The organism is Domibacillus enclensis (assembly GCF_900156125.1).
In the GTDB taxonomy this organism is placed as follows: Bacteria; Bacillota; Bacilli; order Bacillales; family Domibacillaceae; genus Domibacillus; species Domibacillus enclensis.
The window spans coordinates 1-22,389 of the sequence record NZ_FTLX01000015.1; the positions used below are offsets into that span (position 1 = coordinate 1).

Consider the following 22,389-nt stretch of genomic DNA (forward strand, 5'->3'; position numbering starts at 1 on the left):
CCAGTGGGACGAGCGGACAGGCTGAAACAGCCGCGCTTTTTGGGCTGGTTCAGCGTTCGCCCCACCGGAAAGCGGAGCCGGCAGCCCGGAGCCCCTGAATGTTCTTTTTTAGAAAAACAGCCTATTTTTTGCTAAGAAAAAAAGGAAACAATTTAGAAAAAATATCTGGTTTCTCTTGACCAGTTTGTTTTTCAACACGATGTAACGCCGGTAAAACGAAGTTCCGGCGTTAGCCGCAAGTATATCGGCGGTAAAGCTCGTTCAATCAAAAAAAAGGATGCATCGGCATCCTTTTTTCAATTAAACGGGCAGACTTTCTAAATAGTCACGTACTTCTTCAGGTGATTTAGCATTTGCGCTGTGCAAATGCCCCAGCTTTTCACCGTCCTGGAAAAGAAGCAGGCTTGGAATGCCCATTACATCATATTTTTGTGCTGCATCAGGAAATTCATCGCGGTTTAGTTCGAACCAGCGGTATTTTCCGTAGTCAGCGATAATGTCATCAATAAACATATCCATTCTCGTACAGTCCGGGCACCAGCCTGCATAAAATTTAATGATGACAGGCTCGCTGCCAGCAATAAGTTCTTCAAATTGCTCGTTTGTTTTGATCGCTTCCACTTAAAATCGTCCTTTCTTGCTCAAAAATAGAGTCTGTGCAAGTATTCTACCATGAACAACAGCAGAATTCTCGTTTCTGAATCGTTTGACTGTTGTAGAATCATATAAGAACGTTATAATAGGAATTGGTCTATTTTTAGGAGAAAGAGGAATTTACATGAATTCTCAACAACAATCAAGCCGTTTGGATTACGGGTTGATGTTAATTTTGCTTATGCTGTTTGTTGTCAGCTGTGTGGCGATCTACAGTGCACAGACGACAGGTCAATATGATACGAACTTTGTGATCCGGCAAATTGTCTGGTACGTTGTCGGAGTGATGATTATTGCGTTAATTATACGATTTGATTCGGACCAGCTTCATGGGATGGCCTGGTACTTGTACGGCTTTGGCATCTTTTTGCTCATCTTTTTGATCGTGGCGCCGTCATCCATTGCACCTACAATTAATGGGGCGAAAAACTGGTTTGTGCTTCCCGGCATCGGTTCGATCCAGCCCTCGGAGTTCATGAAAGTATTTCTAGTTCTGACGCTGTCCCGCGTAATGGTCAATCATCATGCTAAAAACCCGATTAAAACGATGCAAAGCGACTGGGTCCTTCTCTTGAAGCTGGGCGGTATTACAGCGGTCCCGCTAATGCTTGTTGTACGGCAGGATTTAGGGACGTCACTTGTCATGATTTCTATTTTGCTCGGTCTTATTTTTGTTTCAGGCATTACGTGGAAAATTCTTCTTCCTTTATTCGGAAGTGCTGGGGCTCTTATTGCGTTTGTGTTTTACATGGTTCTCTGGCAGCCGGCAGTGCTGGAAAAATATTTAGGCGTCCGTCAGTACCAGTTCGACCGTATTTATTCCTGGCTGGACCCATACAATTATGAAAGCACCATCGGTTTTCATTTAACACGGTCGCTTCTGGCAATTGGCTCCGGTCAAACGATGGGCAAAGGATTCGGCTACCGGGAAGTATATCTTCCGGAAAGCCATACCGACTTTATATTCAGCGTCATTGGCGAAGAGTACGGCTTTATCGGTGCCTCCATTGTAGTCAGCTTGTTTTTTGTGCTGATCTATCACATTACAAAGCTGTCGCTTAATACAAAAATTCCGTATTATTCGTACGTATGCGCCGGCGTGATCGCCATGATTACGTTTCATGCCTTTCAAAATATCGGCATGACGATCGGGCTGCTTCCCATCACAGGGATTCCATTGCCGTTTATCAGCTACGGCGGCAGCGCGATGATGGGGAACATGATGGCGATTGCCTTAATCTTTTCCATCACGTTTAATGAACGGCACTATATGTTTTCTTCAGACCAGCCTTAACCCGCTCCCGCAGCGGGTTTTTTGTGCTTTCCGTTACTATTGGAACGGTTTATAATGGAAAGATGGAATTGAAAGGGAGTGGTCCGGTTTGAGGAAGGTTTTGCCATCAAGCATTCGACGGCGTTATTTGGTGTTGTCATTATCAATCTTATTTTTCTTGGCAACAGCAGGAGCGGGCGCTTTTATCTATATGAAAGATTCCCAGGACGAATTAAAACTAAAGCGGGAAGCCATGTATGAAAAGCAGGTGGAGTTAGAACAATTAAGAGATTCATTGAATGACTTGTTTTTTCGGGTGAGAGGGTATATCGCCTATCAAAACAGCACCGAGCTCGACCGGGCATATACAGATATCGAGCAAGTACACCGATCGCTGCAGGACCTTCAGGAATTGAATTTAACCGAAACGGAACAACAAATGATCGTCGAGCTTACAGCCTTTTTGGATACATATGAAAACGAAGCCCTTCCAAGTGTCATCGTATTGGTTGGGGACAATGACTATAAAGGGGTACGGACACTTGCAAGCGGCGGAATGACCGCTGAAGTCAACCGGTTTATAGAGTACGTGAAACAATATAAAACAGCGATTGACGACGACCTGGAATCTTTATCGGAAGACATGCTTCAACAGGCGAATCTTCTTACATTTGGGACGATTACATTCATTCTGTTCATGTATTTATTTATTTCCTACTTTATCTGGAGGATGATGAACGACATTGTAAAACCGCTTGAAAGGATACGAGAAGTGGCAGATGATTTCACGTCTGGCAAAAGCTTTTCTTTGCTTCCGGTAGATAGAAACGATGAGATTGGTGTCCTTAACGCTTCGTTCGGCTCCATGATTCGGACGATACAAGATAAAGAAGAAGAATTAATGGCTCAAAATGAAGAGCTTGTGATGCAGCAGGAGGAGCTGCAAGAGCACCAGGCGAAAATAGAGGAGTCGCTTGCTGAGACGAATCAAACGAAAGACCGGCTGGAGCGCTATAACGAGTTGAACCATGTGCTTTCGTTTTCATTAAATAAACAAGAGCTGAGTCATTGTGTCCTTGATTATTTGGATAAAGTGTATCAATTAGACCTGGGGCTTTTCTGGATTCGGGATAGCGGGGAGCATGCACTGAAAGGCGTCACAAAATCCATGTTCAGTGACTTTCAAAACAGTCAGTCGGAATATGTGGATCAACGGCTGAAGGAAGCTCCTTTCTTTACGATCAAAAGAGAAGCTGTACAGGAAAAAGGACTGGCTCTGGATCCGGTTTATGTCCATGACTACTTTGCCGGGGTTCATCATCCAAATGGAGACATGGCTGCTTTATTCGGCGGTTCAAGAATCGGGCGTGACTTCACAGCGCAGGAACAGAAAGATATGCTCGGTTTATTGAACCGGGTGTACCTGGCCATTGAGCGCATTCAGCTGTACGACCGCAATGTGCAGGAGCGGATGCTGAATGAGCGGATCATTAATAATATTAACGAAGGAATCCAATTTGTGGGGACAGACGGGGAAATGCTGCAGCGTAATGAAGCATTAGGCTCTATTCTTGATTGTGGCCATATGCCGCTCGATGCCGCCCTTGAAAAAGAGGAATGGATTGATCGGCTGGCTAACCAGGCAGATGACCCCTTGAACATGAAAGTTTTTATCGGAAAATGTCTGAACCAGGCCGGGCAGGGTGTCTCCAAGCATCGATATAAAGTGATCAGGCCCACTGAACGTGTCGTTGACGTATACAGTGCTCCGGTCATGATTGATGGAATAAAAACAGGCACTATTTTTGTGCATCGCGACATTACGAAAGAATATGAAGTCGATCAGATGAAAACAGAGCTCGTCAGTACCGTCAGCCACGAGCTGCGAACACCGCTTTCAAGTGTATTGGGCTTCACGGAATTGCTGCTCCATAAACAGTTAAAGCCGGAAAAACAAAAGAAATATTTAGAAACGATATACAAGGAAGCAAAGAGGCTGACCAACTTAATTAATGATTTTCTGGATTTGCAGCGAATGGAGACGGGCAGTCAAGTATATAGAATGGACGAAATCCTGCTCAATGAAATCGCGGTTGAAGCCATTGGCCGCTTCCGTTCAGAGAGCAGCCACCCCTTTGTTATCGTGGATGAAGCGCCGAATGTAAAAGTAGAAGGTGACCGCGATCGAATCGCTCAGGTGCTGACGAATATCATTGGCAATGCGGTGAAGTTCTCACCAGACGGTGGACACGTGACGTTGACTCTTTCAAATGAAGCGGATCAGGTTGTGGTTTCGGTCCGTGATGAAGGGATTGGCATTCCTTCTGAAGATGTGCCGAAGCTGTTCAATAAATTCCAACGAATTGACAACAGTGCCCGCCGGAAAATTGGCGGCACGGGACTCGGTCTGGCCATTTGCCGGGAGATCATTGAAAAGCATAATGGATCCATATCGATTGAATCTGATGAAGGGGTAGGGACTACTGTTCGTTTTTCCCTTCCCCTTGTATCGGCCGGGACGAGCCAGATGATCGGGACAGAGACGCAGGAAAACAGCCCATCGGTCATGATTGTAGAAGATGACATGAGTCTGGCGCTTCTTTTATCAGAAGAATTAAAGATGAATGGCTTTACGGTCATCTATCACATGAGTCCGATGGATGCGTTTGAAGAAGCAAAAAGGACAGATCTTGTCGGAGTGGTCATTGATATTATGCTCGGAGACGAATTAGATGGATGGGACTTAGTGCGGCTGTTAAAAGAAGAGAAGAAAACGCGGCATATCCCGATCATTATTTCGTCGGCGCTTGACCCTCATCAAGAAGCAGGTCATTTGAGCCAAATTGATCATTATTTAACGAAGCCATATCCGCCCAAGCAGCTGTCAAAAGCCGTTCTCGGTTTCTTAAGTGAACCTGTGCAAAAAGGCGTTATTTTCTATCCGGAAGAAGGTTCTGATGAACATGAAAGTAAATAAAGCATGGCGATGGCTAATCGTACTCGTTTTTCTGCTTGTTCTGCCTCGCATCATTTGGTCCTTCGGTGAAGAGAGGACGGAGAAGGTGGTCATTTTAGATAAAACCGTCCCGACTGAGGATAAACGAGAGCACCGTGCACTAGCATGGGTGCTGGAGCATATGCGCTTTGAACAGTTTAAAGGAGAAGAGGATTATTACGGCTACTTTCCTGAGAAGGAAACAAAGGTCAAATCGCTGCCTGAAAGCCTTAACGGAGCGGATATTATCTATGCAGCTGATACGTATGGTGTCTATGATGACGAAAACCAGCTGGTGTATGGCGGTCTGGAGATGGAAGAGTGGATGGCGATGAAGAAACAGGTAGTTGACCATCCAACGACTCTCATTATGGAGTTTAATACGTTTGCTTCTCCTACAAAGCAAGAGGTAAAAAACGATGTGGCCATTTTTCTAAGAACAAAGCCAACAGGCTGGACCGGCCGCGCGTTTCAGGATTTATCAAGAGAAAATGAAGAACTGACAGAAGGGATTCTTTCTCTTTACGAAGCAGGCGGTGAAAAGTGGACGTATGAAGGTGCTGGCTTTGTACTGGTAAACGAAGAAAAAGAAAAAGTGATCGTGCTTTCTGATGAGCAGGGCGACTTGAATGGCACAGAACTGACGATGGACTTTACAGATGAAGGGCAACAGGTAACCAGCCTGGAAAAGGGGGCGCCGTATACGTATTGGTTTGATGTAACGGTGCCTGAAAACGAACAGGATATCTTGGCTAATTATGAGTGGGATCTATCGGAAAAAGGGAAAACTACTTTGGAATCTGAAGGCATCCCGCTTTCTTTCCCGGCCGTCATCCATCATTCGCTTGAACAGTCGGACCTTTTTTACTTCGCGGGTGATTTTGCCGACACAGCGGATGTTTCCTCTGTTTATAAATATTCTGGTTTTGCCTCTATGCGGGCATTGATTACGCCCTCCCGTTTGTATCCGGAGCAGGCGTTTTTCTGGAAAACCTATGTGCCCCTTATGAAAGGTATTTTGAACATGGAAAAAGAAGCTGAAAAGGAAGAAGCGGTTATTCCGACAGCTGAGAGAAATGGTTTGTCGTATACAGCCCGTTTAAACGGCGACCGGTTTGATGTGTTTGAACAGGGTGAGTGGAAAACGATGACAGTGAAGGGTGTCAATATCGGAATGGGCAAGCCAGGCGCCTTCCCGGGAGAAGCGGCGATTACGGAAAATGAATATTATGAGTGGCTGACGCAAATCGGCGACATGAACGCCAATACGATTCGTGTCTATACGCTGCATCCACCCGGCTTTTACAATGCCCTCAAGCGGTACAATGAGGAGCACGAAAAACCGATCTATGTGCTGCACGGTGTATGGATCGATGAAGGGCCATTAGAAGAAACGCTCGATGCGTTTAACCCGGACATCACCGCTGAATTCCAGGCTGAGATGAAAAAAATCGCAGATGTTATTCATGGAAATGCCGATATTGAAAAAAGAACAGGACATGCGTCTGGTGTGTACCGGGCAGATGTGTCCCCTTATGTTCTCGGCTGGGTGCTTGGAATTGAGTGGAATCCGGAAATGGTAGACCATATGAAAACGAAGTACCCGGATATGGCCCAGTTCGATGGAGAATTTGTTCAAACAGATCAAGCAGAGCCGATGGAAATTTGGCTGGCGGAACAAATGGAGATGATAATGAACTATGAAGCGGAGCAGTACAAGTGGACAAGACCGATGAGCTTCACGAACTGGGTAACGACCGACTTGCTTGATCATCCGGCTGAACCGCAGGAGGAGGAAGATTCGGCTACGGTCAATCCGAATCATATTAAACCGAAAAAAGATACGGATTTGTTTGCTTCATATCATGTGTATCCGTATTACCCTGACTTTTTAAATCTGGAAGAAAAGTATTTAACTTATAAGGATTCACGCGGTGAAAACAACAGCTACGCCGGTTATTTACATGATCTGCGGGCAGCTCACAACATGCCGGTTTTGATTGCCGAGTTTGGCATTCCAGCCTCACGCGGCATGACCCACCGGAATGCATTCGGTCTTAATCAAGGCTTTATGAGTGAAGAGCAGCAGGGATCGGCGCTTATTCATTTGTACGACGACATTCTGGCGGAGAATATGATGGGTGGGCTTGTGTTTACATGGCAGGATGAATGGTTTAAACGCACGTGGAATACAATGGACCTCGATGACCCAGAGCGCCGTCCATTCTGGTCCAATGCCCAGACAAATGAGCAGCAGTTCGGCGTGATGAGCTTCGACCGTCTTCTCGTTCAAACAGACGGTGAGGTGGAAGACTGGGAAGGGATAGAGCCGCTGGATAAAGGAAATGAGAACCTGTATGTCACGCATGATGAGCGCTATCTTTACGTTCGTTTGAAAAAAGTAAATGGGAATATGCCCACCTTTTATTTTGATGTTCACCCATCTATCGGAAGTGAGAACGTAGGGAATGCTTCCTTCCAATCCAATAAGCCGGAATTTGAATTGTCTTTTGACAGTGAGAATAAAGGTGCACTCCGTGTGGATGCGTATTATGACACTTTTTTATATCAATATGGATTTGATGTGCCGATGCTAAAGCCTGCACCGCAAAAGCCAGTGAACAACGGCGGTGTATTCAATCCAATCCGGCTGCCGTTAAATAAGGAACTTGTCCGGCCGGATACAAGGGAGGTATTGCCGTTTGATTATTATGAAACAGGTGCGATGCGATTCGGCAACAGCAACCCGGAATCAGCCGACTATGACTCGCTCGCCGATTATTATGTCAATGATCAAACCGGCGACATCGAAATCCGTATTCCGTGGCTGCTTTTAAACATAAAAGATCCGAGCAGCTTAAAAGCGGCAGGGGACGTGTTTAAAGAAGGACTCGCAGCAGAGACAGCTATCGATGGCATTGGCATCGCTGTATCGGAAGAAAAGGAAGCGGCTGTGTCCATTCCTGAAATGAACACGTACAAGTGGGAGCCGTGGAACGAACCGGTGTCCAGTGAACGATTAAAGCAATCGTATTACATGCTGCAGGAACGTTTCGAACAAACGGATACAAAATAAGAGACTGAATTAAAAGGGTTAAACAGAAGAAAGCCGGACGATGCAATCGCATTCGTTCGGCTTTCTTTGTTGTTTTCACTATTAATGCCCAGCCTTTTAATTAAGTATGCTTTCGACGAGGTTCAGGAGTTCAATCGGGCTGAATGGCTTGGCCATGAAATAATCGGCTCCTTGCGCCATAGCCAGCTCCCGGTCTGCTTCCTGAGCTTTGGCCGTCAGCATTAAAACCGGGGTTGAGTTGCCTTCCTTCCGAATCGTTTCCAGCACTTCCATACCTGTTAAGTGCGGCATCATATAATCTAAAATAATAAGGTCGTGCTCCTGCGACTGAGCTTGTGAAAGTGCTTCCTGTCCATCCGCAGCCTCGAAAATGTCAAAATCATCTTCAAGCGTATCTACAATGAGCATCCGCAAAATCTCCTCATCGTCCGCTACTAGTATCTTTTTCATCCGCATCCACCTCCATGTGGGTTAAGTAGAAATTCCTTTTCGTTTCATATCGCCCCAGTGCTGTTTTTTCCGAAAAGCGGCAATAATGCCTTGTACACGCCAAATGATCATAAACGGCCGGTACCAAAACGTTTCGGTCAGTGCCCAGCCGTACAGACGAACTAAATGGGAAACCTTCGGGTATTTATGAAGCGTTAATTCCTCGAGCAGCACAGCAAGAGCGGATATAAGGGAGCCGTAAAAAATGGTCACTAAAAATAAGATGCCAGCCACCTTTGGGTCAATGAGTGAAAAAAAGAACCCGCCTGCAATGATAAAGTAGCCGCACAATTCAAAAACGGCACCGAGCAATTCCACAAATAAAAAGTACGGCATCGACAGCAGGCCAACGGAGCCGTAAGACGGGTTAAAGATCATCTTTTTATGCGTCCAGAGCGTTTCAAACAAGCCGCGCTGCCACCTGATTCGCTGAGAACGAAGCACATCCAGTGACTCAGGCGCTTCCGTCCAGCAGACAGGATCGGGTATGTATTCAATTCTTTGCTTGGATTTTTCTTCTCTCAGCAGCCGGTGCAAACGAACGACCAGCTCCATATCTTCACCTACTGTCTTAACATTGTAGCCGCCCGCTCGAATCACGCGCTCTTTATGAAAAACCCCAAATGCACCGGAAACGATCAGCAGAATGTTCAGTCTGCTCAGCGCCAGCCGCCCAATTAAAAAGGCACGGAAATATTCAATAATTTGCATAATAACAATGGGGTTGGTGGGCAGATTAATGAGCTCTACCTTGCTTCTTGAAATCGTAGAGCCATTTGCAATCCGCACCGAGCCGCCTGTGACAATAATCTGTCCATCCGATTCAATAATCGGCTTCATTGTTTTTAGGAGCGCATCGTTTTCAAGAATCGAATCTCCGTCTATAGCACAGAAATAAGGATAGGAGGATAAATTAATCCCTGCATTTAATGCATCCGCTTTTCCGCCATTTTCTTTTTTTATAAGACGGATATAAGGGAAAATAGATGATTGATAAATGCCTTTAATGTCAGCGGTTTTTAAATAAGTCCGGACGGCAAAAGGAATTTCTGTCATCTGAAATTCTTCAATCATACGGGCGGACGTTTGATCCTTGGAGCCATCATCAATGACGACGATTTCTTTTTCCGGATATTCCAGTGCAAGCAAAGACCGGACTGTACTGACCACACCTACTTCTTCATTGTAAGCAGGCACAAGAATGGAGACAGGAAACGTTCGTTCATTGCCGGCGAGATCCTCCGTCGTCTCACGCGGGTCCAGCTCGCTTTCACGATAGACCTTTCGAAAGGCGAGCAGGAAAAGAGCGATATAGCTTAAGCTCGATAACAGCATATAGGCAATGATGATATATGAAAGAAACAGAAAAAACAGATTCATGTTCGGGCACCTCCAGACCGGTAAGTGCGCCACTGTGCAGCCATATCACGCCCGTAGCGGTCAGGGTGATTTTCCGACAAATGAGCAAGAAGCATATCTCCATCAGAAAAACGTGTATAAGCTTCAGCTGCAGAATAGCGAACCCACCAAACAGAATCGCCAAGCAATGTGCTTAAGGTTTTTTTATAGCGGGAAAGCTGCAAAATACCCGCTATACGAGCGGCAAACATACGCTCAGTCCAATGCGATGATTCGAAAAAGGGCTCAATTAAATCTGGATCTGATAAATATTCCAAACGGAAAATGGTTTTCAGTGCCTGGATTCTTGTTTCTACTTGCTGATTTTCCAGCTCTTGTTCAACAAAAGGAAGAAAGGATAGCGCACCGGACTGTCCGATAAAAACGAGGGCAGCATGCTTTAAAGCGGCGTCAGTCCCTTTAAGGGCCGTCTCAATCTCTTTTGATGCACTTTCTTTTTGCAGACGGCCAAAGATGTCAACGTACAAGCGGCTTGGCACAGCTGGAAACCGCTGCAGTTCGGCTATAACCCTGGTTTCATTCAATGAGGCAAGGGTTCGAACGAGCTGCTGCGTTTCAGCATCTAGTTTATGGGTCTCTATAATCTTTTTAAGCAGCATAGGAGATAGAGATAACATGTGAAAGTCTTCAATGTAATGAAGGGCGTTGATACGTTTTGCCCAGTTGCGCTGATTCAGTATTTGACTGTATAAGTCTGTTAAGAATTCCTCGGATAATTGCTTAACGAGAGGAGAAATATTCGCCCCCTTTGTAAAAGCGACATACCCATTTAGCAATCGCTCCAAAACAACCTCTTTGTGCGAGATTGTTCGAATGGCATATAAAAAGCGGACATCAGATGGGTCCATAATGTAAGAGCTGAAGGGCTCTGTTAGATGGATATACTGCTGTTCAATTTCTTCTTCATAGCGCTGCCGTTCTTTTTTGCGCCTTGTTAAATAAAGAAGGAGTACTAGTTGAAAAAGAAAAAGCAGCATGATTAAGGCAAGAAAGAAATAAAGAGTCATTTAAACATCCTCTTCGTCAGACGCTGCACCCGTGCGACCACTTCCTGAGGATGAAACGGTTTGACGATATAATCATCTGCTCCGCTTTTCAGCGCCAGCACGATATCGGCTTCATTTGTTCTGGCTGTCAGCATCGAGATGACAATATTATCATCAGGGAATCTTTTTCTTACATTTGTCAATACTTCCAGCCCGTCCATTTTCGGCATAATGCCATCCAGCAGAATCATATAATTTTCGTCTGCCTTGTACCAGTCAGATTCGAGAAACGTGATCCCATCAGGATATTCGTGGATGACAACGTCAAGATCGTTTGGTTTCCAGCCAGAAAATTGCTTCGACAGCATTTTTCGCACCAGCAGGTCGTCGTCCACAATCATAATGTTTAAATGCCGTTTGACATCACCGCTGTCAATCTCGTATATGACTGTTTGATTTCGTCCATTTCGTTTTGCCTGATAAAGCGCCTGGTCCGCTTCATTCAGGACGGTTGCTTCATCCAGCCGATACTCGGACATGCCAGCGGAAAAAGTAACATAAAATGGGTCAAAGGGGGCGATCGTAAACGCGTATTCAGCCATTTTAAAGCGAATTCGATCAATGAGTGTAACGGCTTCCTGAGGGGCCGTATCCGCCAGAATCAATGCGAATTCCTCACCGCCGTACCGGAAGAAATAATCGGTTTCCCGCTTTAACTCCATCACAAATGCACTGAAGCGACGCAGCACTTCATCGCCAGCCGGATGCCCGTATCGGTCATTCACCTTTTTAAAATAATCTAAATCAAGCATGACGAGCGTGTACGTATGGCGTTTTCGTTCCGCTAGAGCGGACATTTGGGTAAGCGTCTGCGTGAATTGGCGCCGGTTTCCCGCACCGGTCAGTTCATCTGTTAAGGCAGATTGCCAGACGGCTGATTTGTACTTCAAGCGATTTGAAATGTATGGCAGAAAGGTGTTCATATGAATCGGCTTCGCAATAAAATCCATCGCGCCCATTTCAAGCGCTTTAATTTGATTTTCCACACGGCCATCGACACTAATTAATGTAATAGGAACGTGCCGGCTTCTGGCAATGTCATTGATTTGCGTTAAAATATCAAATCCGTTCATATCCGGCAGCTGGACGTCAACGATCACCATATGAGGCTGAAGCGTATAAAAAAGCTCCACACCGCGTTTGCCAGTCAAGGCAATTACAACTTGAACACCATTTTCTTCAAGGCTTTCTTTTATATAAGAAGCAAATTCCGCATCATCATCAATCATTAAAATGAATGAGCTGTTTTCTTCGATTGAAATATTTTCCACTTCTAGCGTTTCCTTGTTTAAATCAGCGTCTTCCTGTTTATCGCGAAAGAAATCTCTCATCAGCAAAATAAAGTTCTTTAATGAACGAACCGGAATAACGGCATCGCCTGATTCCGAAAGAGTCTCAAGCTGCGCAGCACAAAAAGAAGATAAGTCATCCATCCCAATCGTACCGGCCGTCCCTTTCATCGTATGCAAAAAGCTGTATAATTCTCTTTCCAGAATATGCTCTTTTTCAAACCAGGTGGAAAAATCTTTTTCCATCCGCTTGGAGAGCATTACCCGGTAATCATTTCGAGCCATGATTGTCAATCCCCTCAAAAGTAGTGAAAAGGTTCTGCCGATTTAATAATAGTATTATACTATAAGGATCACTCGATCGAACACCTTCTATCCCAATCGTTTGAAAAAAGAAAAGATTGGGAAAAGTTTAAAGGGAATTCATCTAAAAGAAGGAGACGACAATATGAAACCGATCGGCACCGCAATTATTGGATACGGGTTTTCAGGTTCAACCTTCCATGCGCCTTTTTTAACTGAAATGAAGGAGTTTAACGTGGTCTGTGTGTTATCGTCAAATGAAAAAAAAGTAAAGCAGAAATTGCCGTCTGCCGATGTAGAAGGCACAATTGAAGAAGTGATTCGGCGAAAAGACGTCGAGCTTATTGTCGTGACAACGCCTAGCAGTCTTCATTTCGATTTGGCCAAAAAAGCACTTCAGGCAGGAAAGCATGTTATCGTGGAAAAGCCGATGGTTCCGACACTGGCAGAAGCAAAAGAGCTTGCAGCTTGTGCCAAAGAAAATGATGTCGTCCTGAGCGTTTTTCAAAACCGCCGATACGATGGAAACTTTTTAACGGTCAAAAAGATGATAGAGGAAGGAAGGCTTGGCGACGTTTATGTATATGAAGTCCATTATGACCGTTTTGAACCGGCTGTCTCAACCGGCTGGCGGGAAGAAGAAAAGCCTGCATCCGGCATCTTGTATGATTTAGGTGCTCATCTTATTGATCAGGCCGTTTCACTGTTCGGTATGCCGGACAGCCTAACAGCAGACGTTCAAAAGCAGCGGCCCAATGCCAAAGTCGATGATTACTTTCACCTTGTTCTCGCCTACGGTTCAAAGAGAGTGATCCTGCACAGCAGCATGATTGCCTTTGAGCAAGGATCGAAATACAAGGTGCACGGGACACGTGGAACGTTTATGAAAAGAGGCGAGGATCCGCAGGAAATGGAGCTGCTCGAAGGAAAAAAGCCGGACGGAGCCGACTGGGGAATGGACCCTCTGGATCAATACGGTACGCTGTACACAGAGAGTGGCAGCGAAAAAATAGTTACACTCCCGGGTGATTATCGCCTGTACTATCAAGATATTTATACGTGCATTCGGCAGGGAAAAGCCTGTCCTGTATCTGGAGAAGACGGTGTAAAGACCATCCAGTTAATTGAAGCAGCGCTTTTAAGCAGCCGCGAAAAGCGGACAGTTGATTTGTAAGAAAGAATCTCTTTTTGAGATTCTTTTTTCATGCTGTTGAAGAAAGAATGTGTCAATGAAAAGCAGGTGACATTTTCTCTTTTTCAAAGCTAATGTGCTTGCGCAAACACAGTCCGGAGCCCCTGAATGTTCTTTTCTAGAAAAACAACCTATTTTTTGACAATAAAAAAGGGGACAATCCCGAAAAAAACATCTGTTCTTTCTTGACCAGTTTGTTTTTCAACACTATGAAACAGCCATTAAGGCTGTTTTTTTGTGAAACAAAGAGCAATCGTTTGCGTGAAAGGTTGCAGAAATGTTTTGTATATACAAGAAATAATAATCGCGAAAGTAAAGAAATGAAAGGCTTTTCAAAAAATGTGCAAACGATTTCTCAAAAAGTGTTGACGTTTGCATGAAAGCGGTGTTATAGTAGGTTCAGAAGTTGATAGCGATAACGCTTTCAACCTAAATCAAAAGACTGCAAAGGGGTAGATGACGTGTTTAAGAAAAAAGCATTTGTACTTTCATCCGCATTGTTTTTAGGTCTTGCTGGCTGTTCGACAGCTGAAGAAGATAGCGGTTCGTCGAATGATTCTGGAGGCGGAAGCGGCGACAAAACCGTTGTCGATGTATTCCAGTTTAAAGTGGAGTTCAAAGAGCAGTTTGAAGAACTGGCTACTCAATACGAAGCAGAAAATCCAGATGTAGATATTAAAGTAGAAACAGTCGGAGGCGGTAACGATTACGCGTCAGCGCTAAAAGCGAAGTTCTCGTCTGGGGACGAGCCGGCCATCTTTAATATCGGCGGCCCAACAGCTGTTGCAGAATACCGCGACCGCTTGACAGATTTAAGCGATACAGAAGCGGCTGGCGCAGCGCTTGAAGGAACGCTTGAAACAGTAACAGAAGGCGAAGAAGTACTTGGGCTTCCATTTAACCAGGAAGGATACGGCTTCGTTTACAATAAAACGGTTTTTGAAGAAGCAGGAGTGGATCCTGAGTCGATCAAATCAATTGAAGACTTAACAAAAGCCGCTGAAACCATTGACAGCAAAAAAGAAGAGCTTGGCCTTGACGGCGTCTTCGCAATGGCTGCCAAAGAAAAATGGACAGAAGGAAACCACGGATCCAACGCGTTTACAGCAGCTGACTTTAACAACAGTGCACTTGACGCTTACAATTCAAAGGAGCTTCCATTTACAAAAGCGGATCAATTCAAAACGTACATTGATCTTCAAAACAAATACTCGGTTCAGCCGGTTGTCAGCCTTGACTATTCACAGCAGGTAGAAGAGCTGTTCTCAACTGGACGCGTAGCGATGATTCAGCAAGGGAACTGGGTATATCCAACAATCGAGCAAATGGACCCTGAGCTTGCAGAAAACGTAGGCATCATGCCAATTCCAGTTGACGGCGAAATGAAAATGCCGGTTGGCGTACCGCAATACTGGACAGTCAATGCAAAAGCAGGTGAAGAGGAGCAAGAAGCGGCAAAAGCATTCTTAGACTGGCTGTACACTTCGGATGCAGGAAAAGAAGCGGTATTGACTCAGTTTAAATTTATCCCGGCTTACGATGGCTACGATACAGAAAAAATCTCTGATCCATTGTCAAAAACAATCTATGAATATGCACAAGCTGGAAATACAACAGGCTGGACGTTCCTTGGCTACCCAACAGGATGGGGAGATGTGCTAGGTGCGAACTTGCAGAAATACCTTGCAGGCGAAGCATCGTGGGATGAAGCCATCCAGGCATCAAAAGACGAATGGGCGAAGCTCGCTCAATAATTCACGAGCCATTTGAAAACGGAAAAGATAACAGGCTTGTCGACGCTGTTATCTTTTTCTTTACACAAATTCACCTGAAATGAGGTTTACAGGCATGAAAAATAAAGATCTATCCTTCTGGCTATTTCTCGCACCTGTGTTATTCGCTCTCGGTACCGTCGTACTTATTCCCCTTTTATACGGCATTTATTATTCCTTCACGAACTGGAATGGCGTCAGCTACACGGAATTTGTCGGTCTTGACCATTACGTTACACTGTTTAAAGATGAAGGGTTCCGCAATGCACTCTGGTTTACAGTGAAGTTTTCGGTAGCATCTGTTATCGTGATTAATATTTTGGGGCTTGCCCTCGCCATGCTGGTTACGTCAAAAATTAAGTCGCGCAATATTTTGCGGACGGTTTTCTTTATGCCCAACTTGATCGGCGGCTTAATTCTTGGTTTCATCTGGCAGTTTATTTTCACAAAAGTATTTGACTCGATTGGCCGTGCAACAGGGATTGAATGGATGCAGGGCTGGCTATCTGATTCTGCGACAGGGTTCTGGGGAATGGTCATTCTCATGAGCTGGCAAATGGCTGGTTACATTATGGTTATCTACATTGCCTACCTGGAAAACGTGCCGGGTGACTTATTAGAGGCAGCAGAAATCGATGGAGCAAACCCGTGGCAGAAATTCCGCAACATTACGTTCCCGCTTGTGATGCCGGCATTTACCGTCAGCATGTTCCTAACACTGTCCGGCGCATTTAAAATTTACGATCAAAACTTGTCGTTAACAAACGGCGGTCCATATAACTCAACGAAAATGGTTGCAATGGACATTGTTGATACCGCGTTTAAATTTAATATGATGGCGAATGCCCAGGCAAAAGCCGTTATTTTCTTTATCATCGTGGCGATTATTTCATTAACGCAAGTGTACATTAACAAAAAACGGGAGGTGGAAATGTAATGAAAAAGAAAAAATCCACCCAAAGAATTCTTATTGAAGTATTGGGATTGCTGTTCGGCCTTTTGTGGCTGTCGCCATTTTACTTGATGATTGTCAATGCATTTAAAACGAAGCTGGAAATCTTCCAGGACACGTTAAAGCCACCAACGATGTGGACGTTTGATAACTTCAAGCAGGCGTTTGAAGAACTCGCTTTCCTGCAGACATTTATGAACTCTCTTTTTATGTCTGTCGGCAGTATTATTATCATTCTCTTTTTCTCGGCAATGGCCGCTTATGCCTTGTCACGTAATGGAAGCAAGCTGTCTGGCGCGATTTTCTTTCTTTTCGTCGCAGCCATGCTGATCCCGTTCCAATCTGTTATGATTCCGCTTGTTGCATTGTTCGGAAAAGCAGATGCGCTGAACTTTTACGGGTTAATGTTTATGTACCTCGGCTTCGGGTGCAGCTTGTCGATTTTCTTGTATCACGGTGCGTTAAAGGGGATTCCGAAGTCGCTTGACGAGGCAGCAACGATCGATGGTTGTAACCGGTTCCAGGTATTCTGGTACATTATCCTGCCAATGCTGAAGCCGATTTCCATTACGGTCGCGATCTTGAACATCATTTGGATTTGGAACGATTACCTTCTTCCATCTCTTGTAATCAGCGGTGCCGGAACCGATACGATTCCGTTGAAATTGTTCCTTTTCTTCGGTCAATACACGAAGCAATGGCACCTGGCTCTTGCCGGTTTGACGATTTCCATCATTCCAGTCATCATTGCGTACTTGATTGCACAAAAACAAATTATTAAAGGTGTATCTGATGGCGCAGTAAAATAAAAAAATGATACTATAAATACTATTAAGGGAGGAACTGGTCATGGCTGTAACAATTAAAGATGTCGCAAAAAGGGCGCAGGTTGCACCGTCGACCGTCTCCCGTGTTATTGCAGATCATCCGAAAATTACGCAAGAAACAAAAGAAAAAGTCAGAAAAATTATGCAGGAGCTCGGGTATCACCCGAACCTGCTTGCACGAAAGCTCGTAACACAGTCTTCGCAAACCATTGGTATTATTCGAAAGACATCATCAAAGCATTCCCTATCCGATCCGTTTTTTCCAGCCGCTCTTCAAGGCATGAGTGATTTGCTGCACCAAAAGGAGTACAGCATTTTAATGACGAGCGGTGAATCGGATGAGGATATTTACCGGGAAGTGGTCAACATGGTACAGGGGAAAAGTGTAGACGGCATGATTATGCTTTATTCTCAGGATGAGGATCCGGTGTTAAAGCTGCTGCTGGAACAAAAATTTCCGTTTGTGATGATTGGCAAGCCGACAGAGCATATTGATCGAGTCATGTATGTGGACAACGATAACGTAAAGGCGGCTCGCGACATTACCGATTATTTGATTCGTGCCGGACACCAGCATATTGCCTATGTCGGCGGAGATCCGAGGTTTGAAGTGCATAAAGATCGTGAACAAGGATATAAACAGGCGTTAAAGCTTGCGAATATTCAGACGAGCATGCTGTTTCGAAAAGAAGTTTCACGCGAAGCGGCCAGAGAAACGATTTCAGAAATGTTGAAAATGTCCCCGCGGCCAACGGCAATTGTCACAACAGATGAATTAATGGCGATGAGTCTCCTATCCGCATTATATGAGCAGCAAATCCGGGTGCCGGATGAGATGTCGATTACAACGTTTATGGATTCAATGCTGTCAGAGCTGTCGAGTCCGCCAATGACAACGGTTGACATCCATGCGTTTCAGCTCGGTTATGAAGCGGCAAAAACATTAGTTGACCTGTTGGAAAACCCGAACATGATGAAACGGAATATTCTTGTCCCGACATCTATTGTCGTAAGGGAATCGTGTGAAAAAATATCAGAAAACGAGGCGATTGGATGAATATCACAGTATGGAACGAATTTCGACATGAAAAAAAGAATGACACGGTGAAGGAAATTTATCCGGAAGGCATTCATGAAGTGATCGCCGGATTTTTAAAAACAGAAGGCCAAACCGTTCAAACAGCTACACTGGATGAAGCAGAGCATGGATTGACGGAGGACGTTTTAAACAAGACAGATGTTCTTTTGTGGTGGGGACACGTGGCGCATGATGAAGTAGACGATGAAATTGTGAAAAAAGTACAGCAGCGTGTGCTGGATGGAATGGGCTTAATCGTTCTTCATTCCGGTCATTTTTCTAAAATCTTTAAAACACTCATGGGCACTTCCTGTGATTTAAAATGGCGTGAAGCAGGTGAAAAGGAACGCCTGTGGGTAGTCGATCCGGCTCATCCGATTGCAGAAGGCATCGGTGAATATTTTGAGCTTGAGCATGAAGAAATGTACGGCGAGCATTTTGACATTCCGGTACCAGATGAACTGATTTTTATGAGCTGGTTTGAAGGCGGCGAAGTGTTCCGCAGCGGCGTGACGTATACACGTGGAAACGGGAAAATCTTTTACTTCCGCCCTGGGCATGAAACACATCCTACATACTATAACGAAAACGTCCAGCGAGTGATTCAAAATGCAGTCAAATGGGCTGCACCGGTGAAGCGGGAGCGTCCGGTTTACGGTAATGCACAACCAATTGAAACGTTAAAAGGAGAATAATGGTCATGTCTAAAATAAAAGTAGGGGTGATTGGCTGTGGAAGCATTGCCAAGCATCGTCATATTCCGGAGCATGCAGCAAACGAAAACGTGGAAATCGTCGCATTTTGTGACATTGTTGAAGAGCGGGCGCAAGAATACGCAGATCAATACAATGCAAAAGCGTATACGAGCTTTGAGGAGCTGCTGAAAAATGAAGAGGTGGATGCGGTCAGTGTTTGTACACCGAATTCCCTTCATGCCCCAATCTCGATTGCAGCGCTGAATGCAGGAAAGCACGTTTTGTGTGAAAAACCGATGGCGACGTCTGCTGAAGAAGCAGATGCGATGATCGCGGCCGCGGAGAAAAACGGCAAGAAACTAATGATTGCTCACAACCAGCGTTTTGTAGCGTCTCATGCAAAAGCGCGCAGTATTATTGAAAGCGGCGCACTCGGCAAAATTTACAGCTTCCGTACAGCATTCGGTCACGGCGGTCCGGAAAACTGGAGTGCAGACGGCTCCAACAGCTGGTTTTTCAAAAAAGAATTGGCTTTTATCGGCGCAATGGGCGACCTGGGCGTTCACAAAACGGATCTGCTTCGTTATTTAATTGGAGAAGAGTTCACAGAAGTGGCAGCTTTTGTAGAAGGATCTGCAAAAGAAAATTCGACAGTCGATGATAATGCGGTTTGCATCTTAAAATCGGAAAGCGGCATGATCGGAACGCTGGCAGCAAGCTGGGCATATAACGGCGGCGAAGACAATTCTACGGTTTTTTACGCAGAAAACGGTATTATGCGCTTAGAGGATGATCCGAATTTTTCACTGATCGTCGAATATAAAAACGGCAACAGCGAGCGCCATAGTCTTGGGGTCATTCAATCAAACGAAGAAGGCCAGCAAACAGATACGCATGTAGTCGAGCATTTCATTGCCAGCATTCTCGACGATATGACACCTCCTGTCTGTGGAAACGAAGGCAAAAAGTCGCTTCAGGTTATTTTAGCAGCACTTAAGTCAAGCGAAACAAAACAAATCGTCCGCGTGTAATGGAGGAGATGAACAGCATGTCAAAACTTCGAATCGGTGTGTTAGGAGCAGGCGGCATCGCGACAGACCGTCACATTCCTGCGTTTAAGCATGTAAAGGAAGTGGAGCTGACAGCTGTCAGTGATGTGAATATCGACCGGGCAAAGGAAGTCGCTGAGAAATTCAGTATTCCACACGTTTGTGTGGATTTAGACGAAATGCTTGGGAAAATTGATGCGCTGCTTATTTGCACGCCGAATAAATTTCATGCGCCGGCAGCAATCCAGGCACTCAACGCCGGTGTGCACGTTTTATGCGAAAAACCGATGGCACTGAACACAAAAGAATGTGAAGATATGGTGGCCGCAGCAGAGCAGTCGGGCAAGGTACTGCTCATTGCGTATCATTGGCGTTTCTTGAAGGAATCACGGGCAGCAAAACGATTGATCGACAATGGCGAAATCGGCAAGCCGCTTGTCATCCGGATTAAGTCGATGCGCCGCCGCAAAGTGCCAGGCTGGGGTGTATTCACAAACCGGGACTTGCAGGGTGGCGGGGCGCTGATCGACTACGGCTGTCACCTGCTTGACTTAGCGATGTGGCTGACCGGCAGTCCGAAACCGTACGAGGTAACCGGTACGACCTTTAATGATTTGAGCATGCAAAAGGACATGGTGAACGAATGGGGGACAATCAACCCGGCGACGTTCGAAGTGGAAGATCATGCAACCGCCTTTATCCGGCTGGAAAACGGTGCGGTCGTTATGCTTGAAACGTCGTGGGCCGCCAACATTCCGGAAGATGAAGAGACAATCAGCATTTCTGGTACAAAAGGCGGCATTGATGTGTTCCCGCTTCGCTTAAATAAAGCAGAGCATGGCGTTCTGATGAATTCCGATGTCACGTGGATTCCGGAAGAAAAGCCATTTGCGATTTTGCAGGCAGAGCACTTTGTTTCCTGCTGCTTCGGGGAAAGCACGCCATTATCAAGTCCAAAAGAATCGATGTATGTGTCAAATATTATTGAATCTGTCTATGAAAGTGCTAAAATTGGAAATAGCGTTAAAATTAGATAAAAGGAGCGATTCATTTGAAATTAGGTGTTTTTACCGTTTTGTTTTCAAACAAATCATTTGAAGAAATGCTCGACCATGTAAAAGCTTCAGGGCTTGATGCCGTGGAAATCGGCACAGGCGGCTATCCAGGCAATGCACATTGTCCGCTTGACGAACTGCTTGAAGATGAAAAAAAGCGGGCTGATTATCTTGAAGCAGTGACATCACGCGGCCTGATGATCAGTGCATTCAGCTGTCACGGCAATCCGCTCACACCGGACAAGGCATTTGCGGAGGAATGTGATTCGGTTCTTCGCAAAACGATTAAGCTGGCATCTCTTTTGAATGTGCCGGTTGTGAACTGTTTCTCAGGTACACCAGGCGATTCAGATGAAGCGAAACAGCCGAACTGGCCTGTTGTACCGTGGCCAGCTGAGTATCATGACATTTTAACGTGGCAATGGGAGAAAAAACTCATTCCTTACTGGAAAGAAATCGGCGAGCTGGCGAAAAGCCATAACGTGAAAATCGGTCTTGAGCTGCATGGAGGCTTCCTTGTGCATACGCCGCACACGATGTTAAAGCTTCGTGAAGAAACATGTGACGCGATCGGGGCCAACCTTGATCCGAGCCATATGTGGTGGCAGGGAATTGATCCGGTTGCCGCGATCAAGATTCTTGGAAAAGCGGGAGCGATCCATCATTTTCATGCAAAGGATACGTATATTGATCAGGACAATGTCAACATGTACGGCTTGACGGACATGCAGCCATACGGCAACGTGCAAACGCGTTCATGGACATTCCGCAGTGTCGGCTGTGGACACAGCCTGCAGGAGTGGTCGGATATGATGAGCGCGCTTCGTATGTATAACTACGATTACGTTGTGAGCATTGAGCATGAAGATGCGATCATGTCGATCGATGAAGGCTTCGGCCGTGCAGTAAAAAACTTAAACGACGTCCTCATTCGCGAATCAGCGGGCGAGATGTGGTGGGCTTAAAGAATGAAGAACGCGCAACCTTAGAAAAGCTTCTCTAAGGTTGCGCGTTTATTTTGTTTGAAAAAGACCGGAATATCTCAGCAACGACCGGATTTCATATGCCGATGACCGGAAAAGCTGGAATCCGGTCACAGACACCTGCATTCCGGTCCATCAGCCAGATTATATTGAAAAGCTTCAACAAGGATGGATCAATCTTAAGCATCTGCTCGACGACCTTACCTAAAATTGTGTGCCACGCAATTGGACTATTGTATGGC

General features: G+C 45.3%; 17 protein-coding genes. 12 read left to right on the plus strand and 5 right to left on the minus strand.

Annotated elements, in window-relative coordinates:
- Positions 1 to 300 precede the first annotated feature (300 nt).
- Positions 301 to 621, minus strand: coding sequence for a thioredoxin family protein (locus BW952_RS18405; protein WP_045852416.1), 321 nt, complete (start codon positions 619 to 621; stop codon positions 301 to 303).
- Between the two features lie 157 nt (positions 622 to 778).
- On the opposite strand from BW952_RS18405, the gene BW952_RS18410 reads away from it, so the two are divergent.
- The 3 genes from BW952_RS18410 (at position 779) to BW952_RS18420 (ending at position 7,998) form a co-directional block, all read left to right on the plus strand.
- Positions 779 to 1,948, plus strand: a complete 1,170-nt coding sequence (locus BW952_RS18410; RefSeq protein ID WP_045852415.1) for an FtsW/RodA/SpoVE family cell cycle protein — start codon at positions 779 to 781, stop codon at positions 1,946 to 1,948.
- 88 nt (positions 1,949 to 2,036) lie between these two features.
- Complete coding sequence (locus BW952_RS18415) at positions 2,037 to 4,904, plus strand: ATP-binding protein (RefSeq protein WP_045852414.1); 2,868 nt, start codon at positions 2,037 to 2,039, stop codon at positions 4,902 to 4,904.
- Positions 4,885 to 7,998: a hypothetical protein gene (locus BW952_RS18420; RefSeq protein ID WP_231581520.1), complete on the plus strand. Its 3,114-nt coding sequence runs from the start codon at positions 4,885 to 4,887 to the stop codon at positions 7,996 to 7,998. Before BW952_RS18415 ends, BW952_RS18420 begins: the two co-directional genes overlap by 20 nt.
- Positions 7,999 to 8,094: 96 nt before the next feature.
- On the opposite strand, the gene BW952_RS18425 is transcribed toward BW952_RS18420, so the two are convergent.
- The 4 genes from BW952_RS18425 to BW952_RS18440 are packed head-to-tail and all read right to left on the minus strand — an operon-like array spanning position 8,095 to position 12,526.
- Positions 8,095 to 8,448: a response regulator transcription factor gene (locus BW952_RS18425; RefSeq protein WP_045852413.1), complete on the minus strand. Its 354-nt coding sequence runs from the start codon at positions 8,446 to 8,448 to the stop codon at positions 8,095 to 8,097.
- A 21-nt stretch (positions 8,449 to 8,469) separates the two neighbouring features.
- Entirely contained in the window at positions 8,470 to 9,867 is a 1,398-nt protein-coding gene (locus BW952_RS18430) for a glycosyltransferase family 2 protein (RefSeq protein WP_045852412.1), read from the minus strand.
- Entirely contained in the window at positions 9,864 to 10,913 is a 1,050-nt protein-coding gene (locus BW952_RS18435) for a HEAT repeat domain-containing protein (protein WP_045852411.1), read from the minus strand. Before BW952_RS18435 ends, BW952_RS18430 begins: the two co-directional genes overlap by 4 nt.
- A complete protein-coding gene (locus BW952_RS18440; RefSeq protein ID WP_045852410.1) occupies positions 10,910 to 12,526 on the minus strand; it encodes a diguanylate cyclase in 1,617 nt (538 codons plus the stop codon). The genes BW952_RS18435 and BW952_RS18440 overlap by 4 nt, the downstream gene beginning before the upstream one ends.
- 163 nt (positions 12,527 to 12,689) lie before the next feature.
- On the opposite strand from BW952_RS18440, the gene BW952_RS18445 reads away from it, so the two are divergent.
- The 9 genes from BW952_RS18445 to BW952_RS18485 all read left to right on the plus strand — a co-directional run bounded on the left by BW952_RS18445 (position 12,690) and on the right by BW952_RS18485 (position 22,129).
- The gene (locus tag BW952_RS18445; protein ID WP_045852409.1) at positions 12,690 to 13,718 is read left to right on the plus strand and encodes an oxidoreductase; all 1,029 of its coding nucleotides are present in this window, start codon (positions 12,690 to 12,692) and stop codon (positions 13,716 to 13,718) included.
- Positions 13,719 to 14,197: 479 nt separating this feature from the next.
- Positions 14,198 to 15,490, plus strand: coding sequence for an ABC transporter substrate-binding protein (locus BW952_RS18450; RefSeq protein WP_045852408.1), 1,293 nt, complete (start codon positions 14,198 to 14,200; stop codon positions 15,488 to 15,490).
- Between the two features lie 94 nt (positions 15,491 to 15,584).
- Positions 15,585 to 16,445, plus strand: coding sequence for a carbohydrate ABC transporter permease (locus BW952_RS18455; RefSeq protein WP_045852407.1), 861 nt, complete (start codon positions 15,585 to 15,587; stop codon positions 16,443 to 16,445).
- Positions 16,445 to 17,269, plus strand: a complete 825-nt coding sequence (locus BW952_RS18460; protein ID WP_045852406.1) for a carbohydrate ABC transporter permease — start codon at positions 16,445 to 16,447, stop codon at positions 17,267 to 17,269. The genes BW952_RS18455 and BW952_RS18460 overlap by 1 nt, the downstream gene beginning before the upstream one ends.
- A 40-nt stretch (positions 17,270 to 17,309) precedes the next feature.
- Positions 17,310 to 18,344, plus strand: a complete 1,035-nt coding sequence (locus tag BW952_RS18465; protein WP_045852405.1) for a LacI family DNA-binding transcriptional regulator — start codon at positions 17,310 to 17,312, stop codon at positions 18,342 to 18,344.
- Positions 18,341 to 19,060, plus strand: coding sequence for a ThuA domain-containing protein (locus BW952_RS18470; RefSeq protein WP_045852404.1), 720 nt, complete (start codon positions 18,341 to 18,343; stop codon positions 19,058 to 19,060). The genes BW952_RS18465 and BW952_RS18470 overlap by 4 nt, the downstream gene beginning before the upstream one ends.
- 5 nt (positions 19,061 to 19,065) lie before the next feature.
- Entirely contained in the window at positions 19,066 to 20,091 is a 1,026-nt protein-coding gene (locus tag BW952_RS18475; protein WP_045852403.1) for a Gfo/Idh/MocA family protein, read from the plus strand.
- 17 nt (positions 20,092 to 20,108) lie between these two features.
- On the plus strand, positions 20,109 to 21,146 hold the full coding sequence (locus tag BW952_RS18480; RefSeq protein ID WP_045852402.1) for a Gfo/Idh/MocA family protein: 1,038 nt from the start codon (positions 20,109 to 20,111) through the stop codon (positions 21,144 to 21,146).
- 14 nt (positions 21,147 to 21,160) lie between these two features.
- The gene (locus BW952_RS18485) at positions 21,161 to 22,129 is read left to right on the plus strand and encodes a sugar phosphate isomerase/epimerase family protein (RefSeq protein ID WP_045852401.1); all 969 of its coding nucleotides are present in this window, start codon (positions 21,161 to 21,163) and stop codon (positions 22,127 to 22,129) included.
- Positions 22,130 to 22,389: the final 260 nt, after the last annotated feature.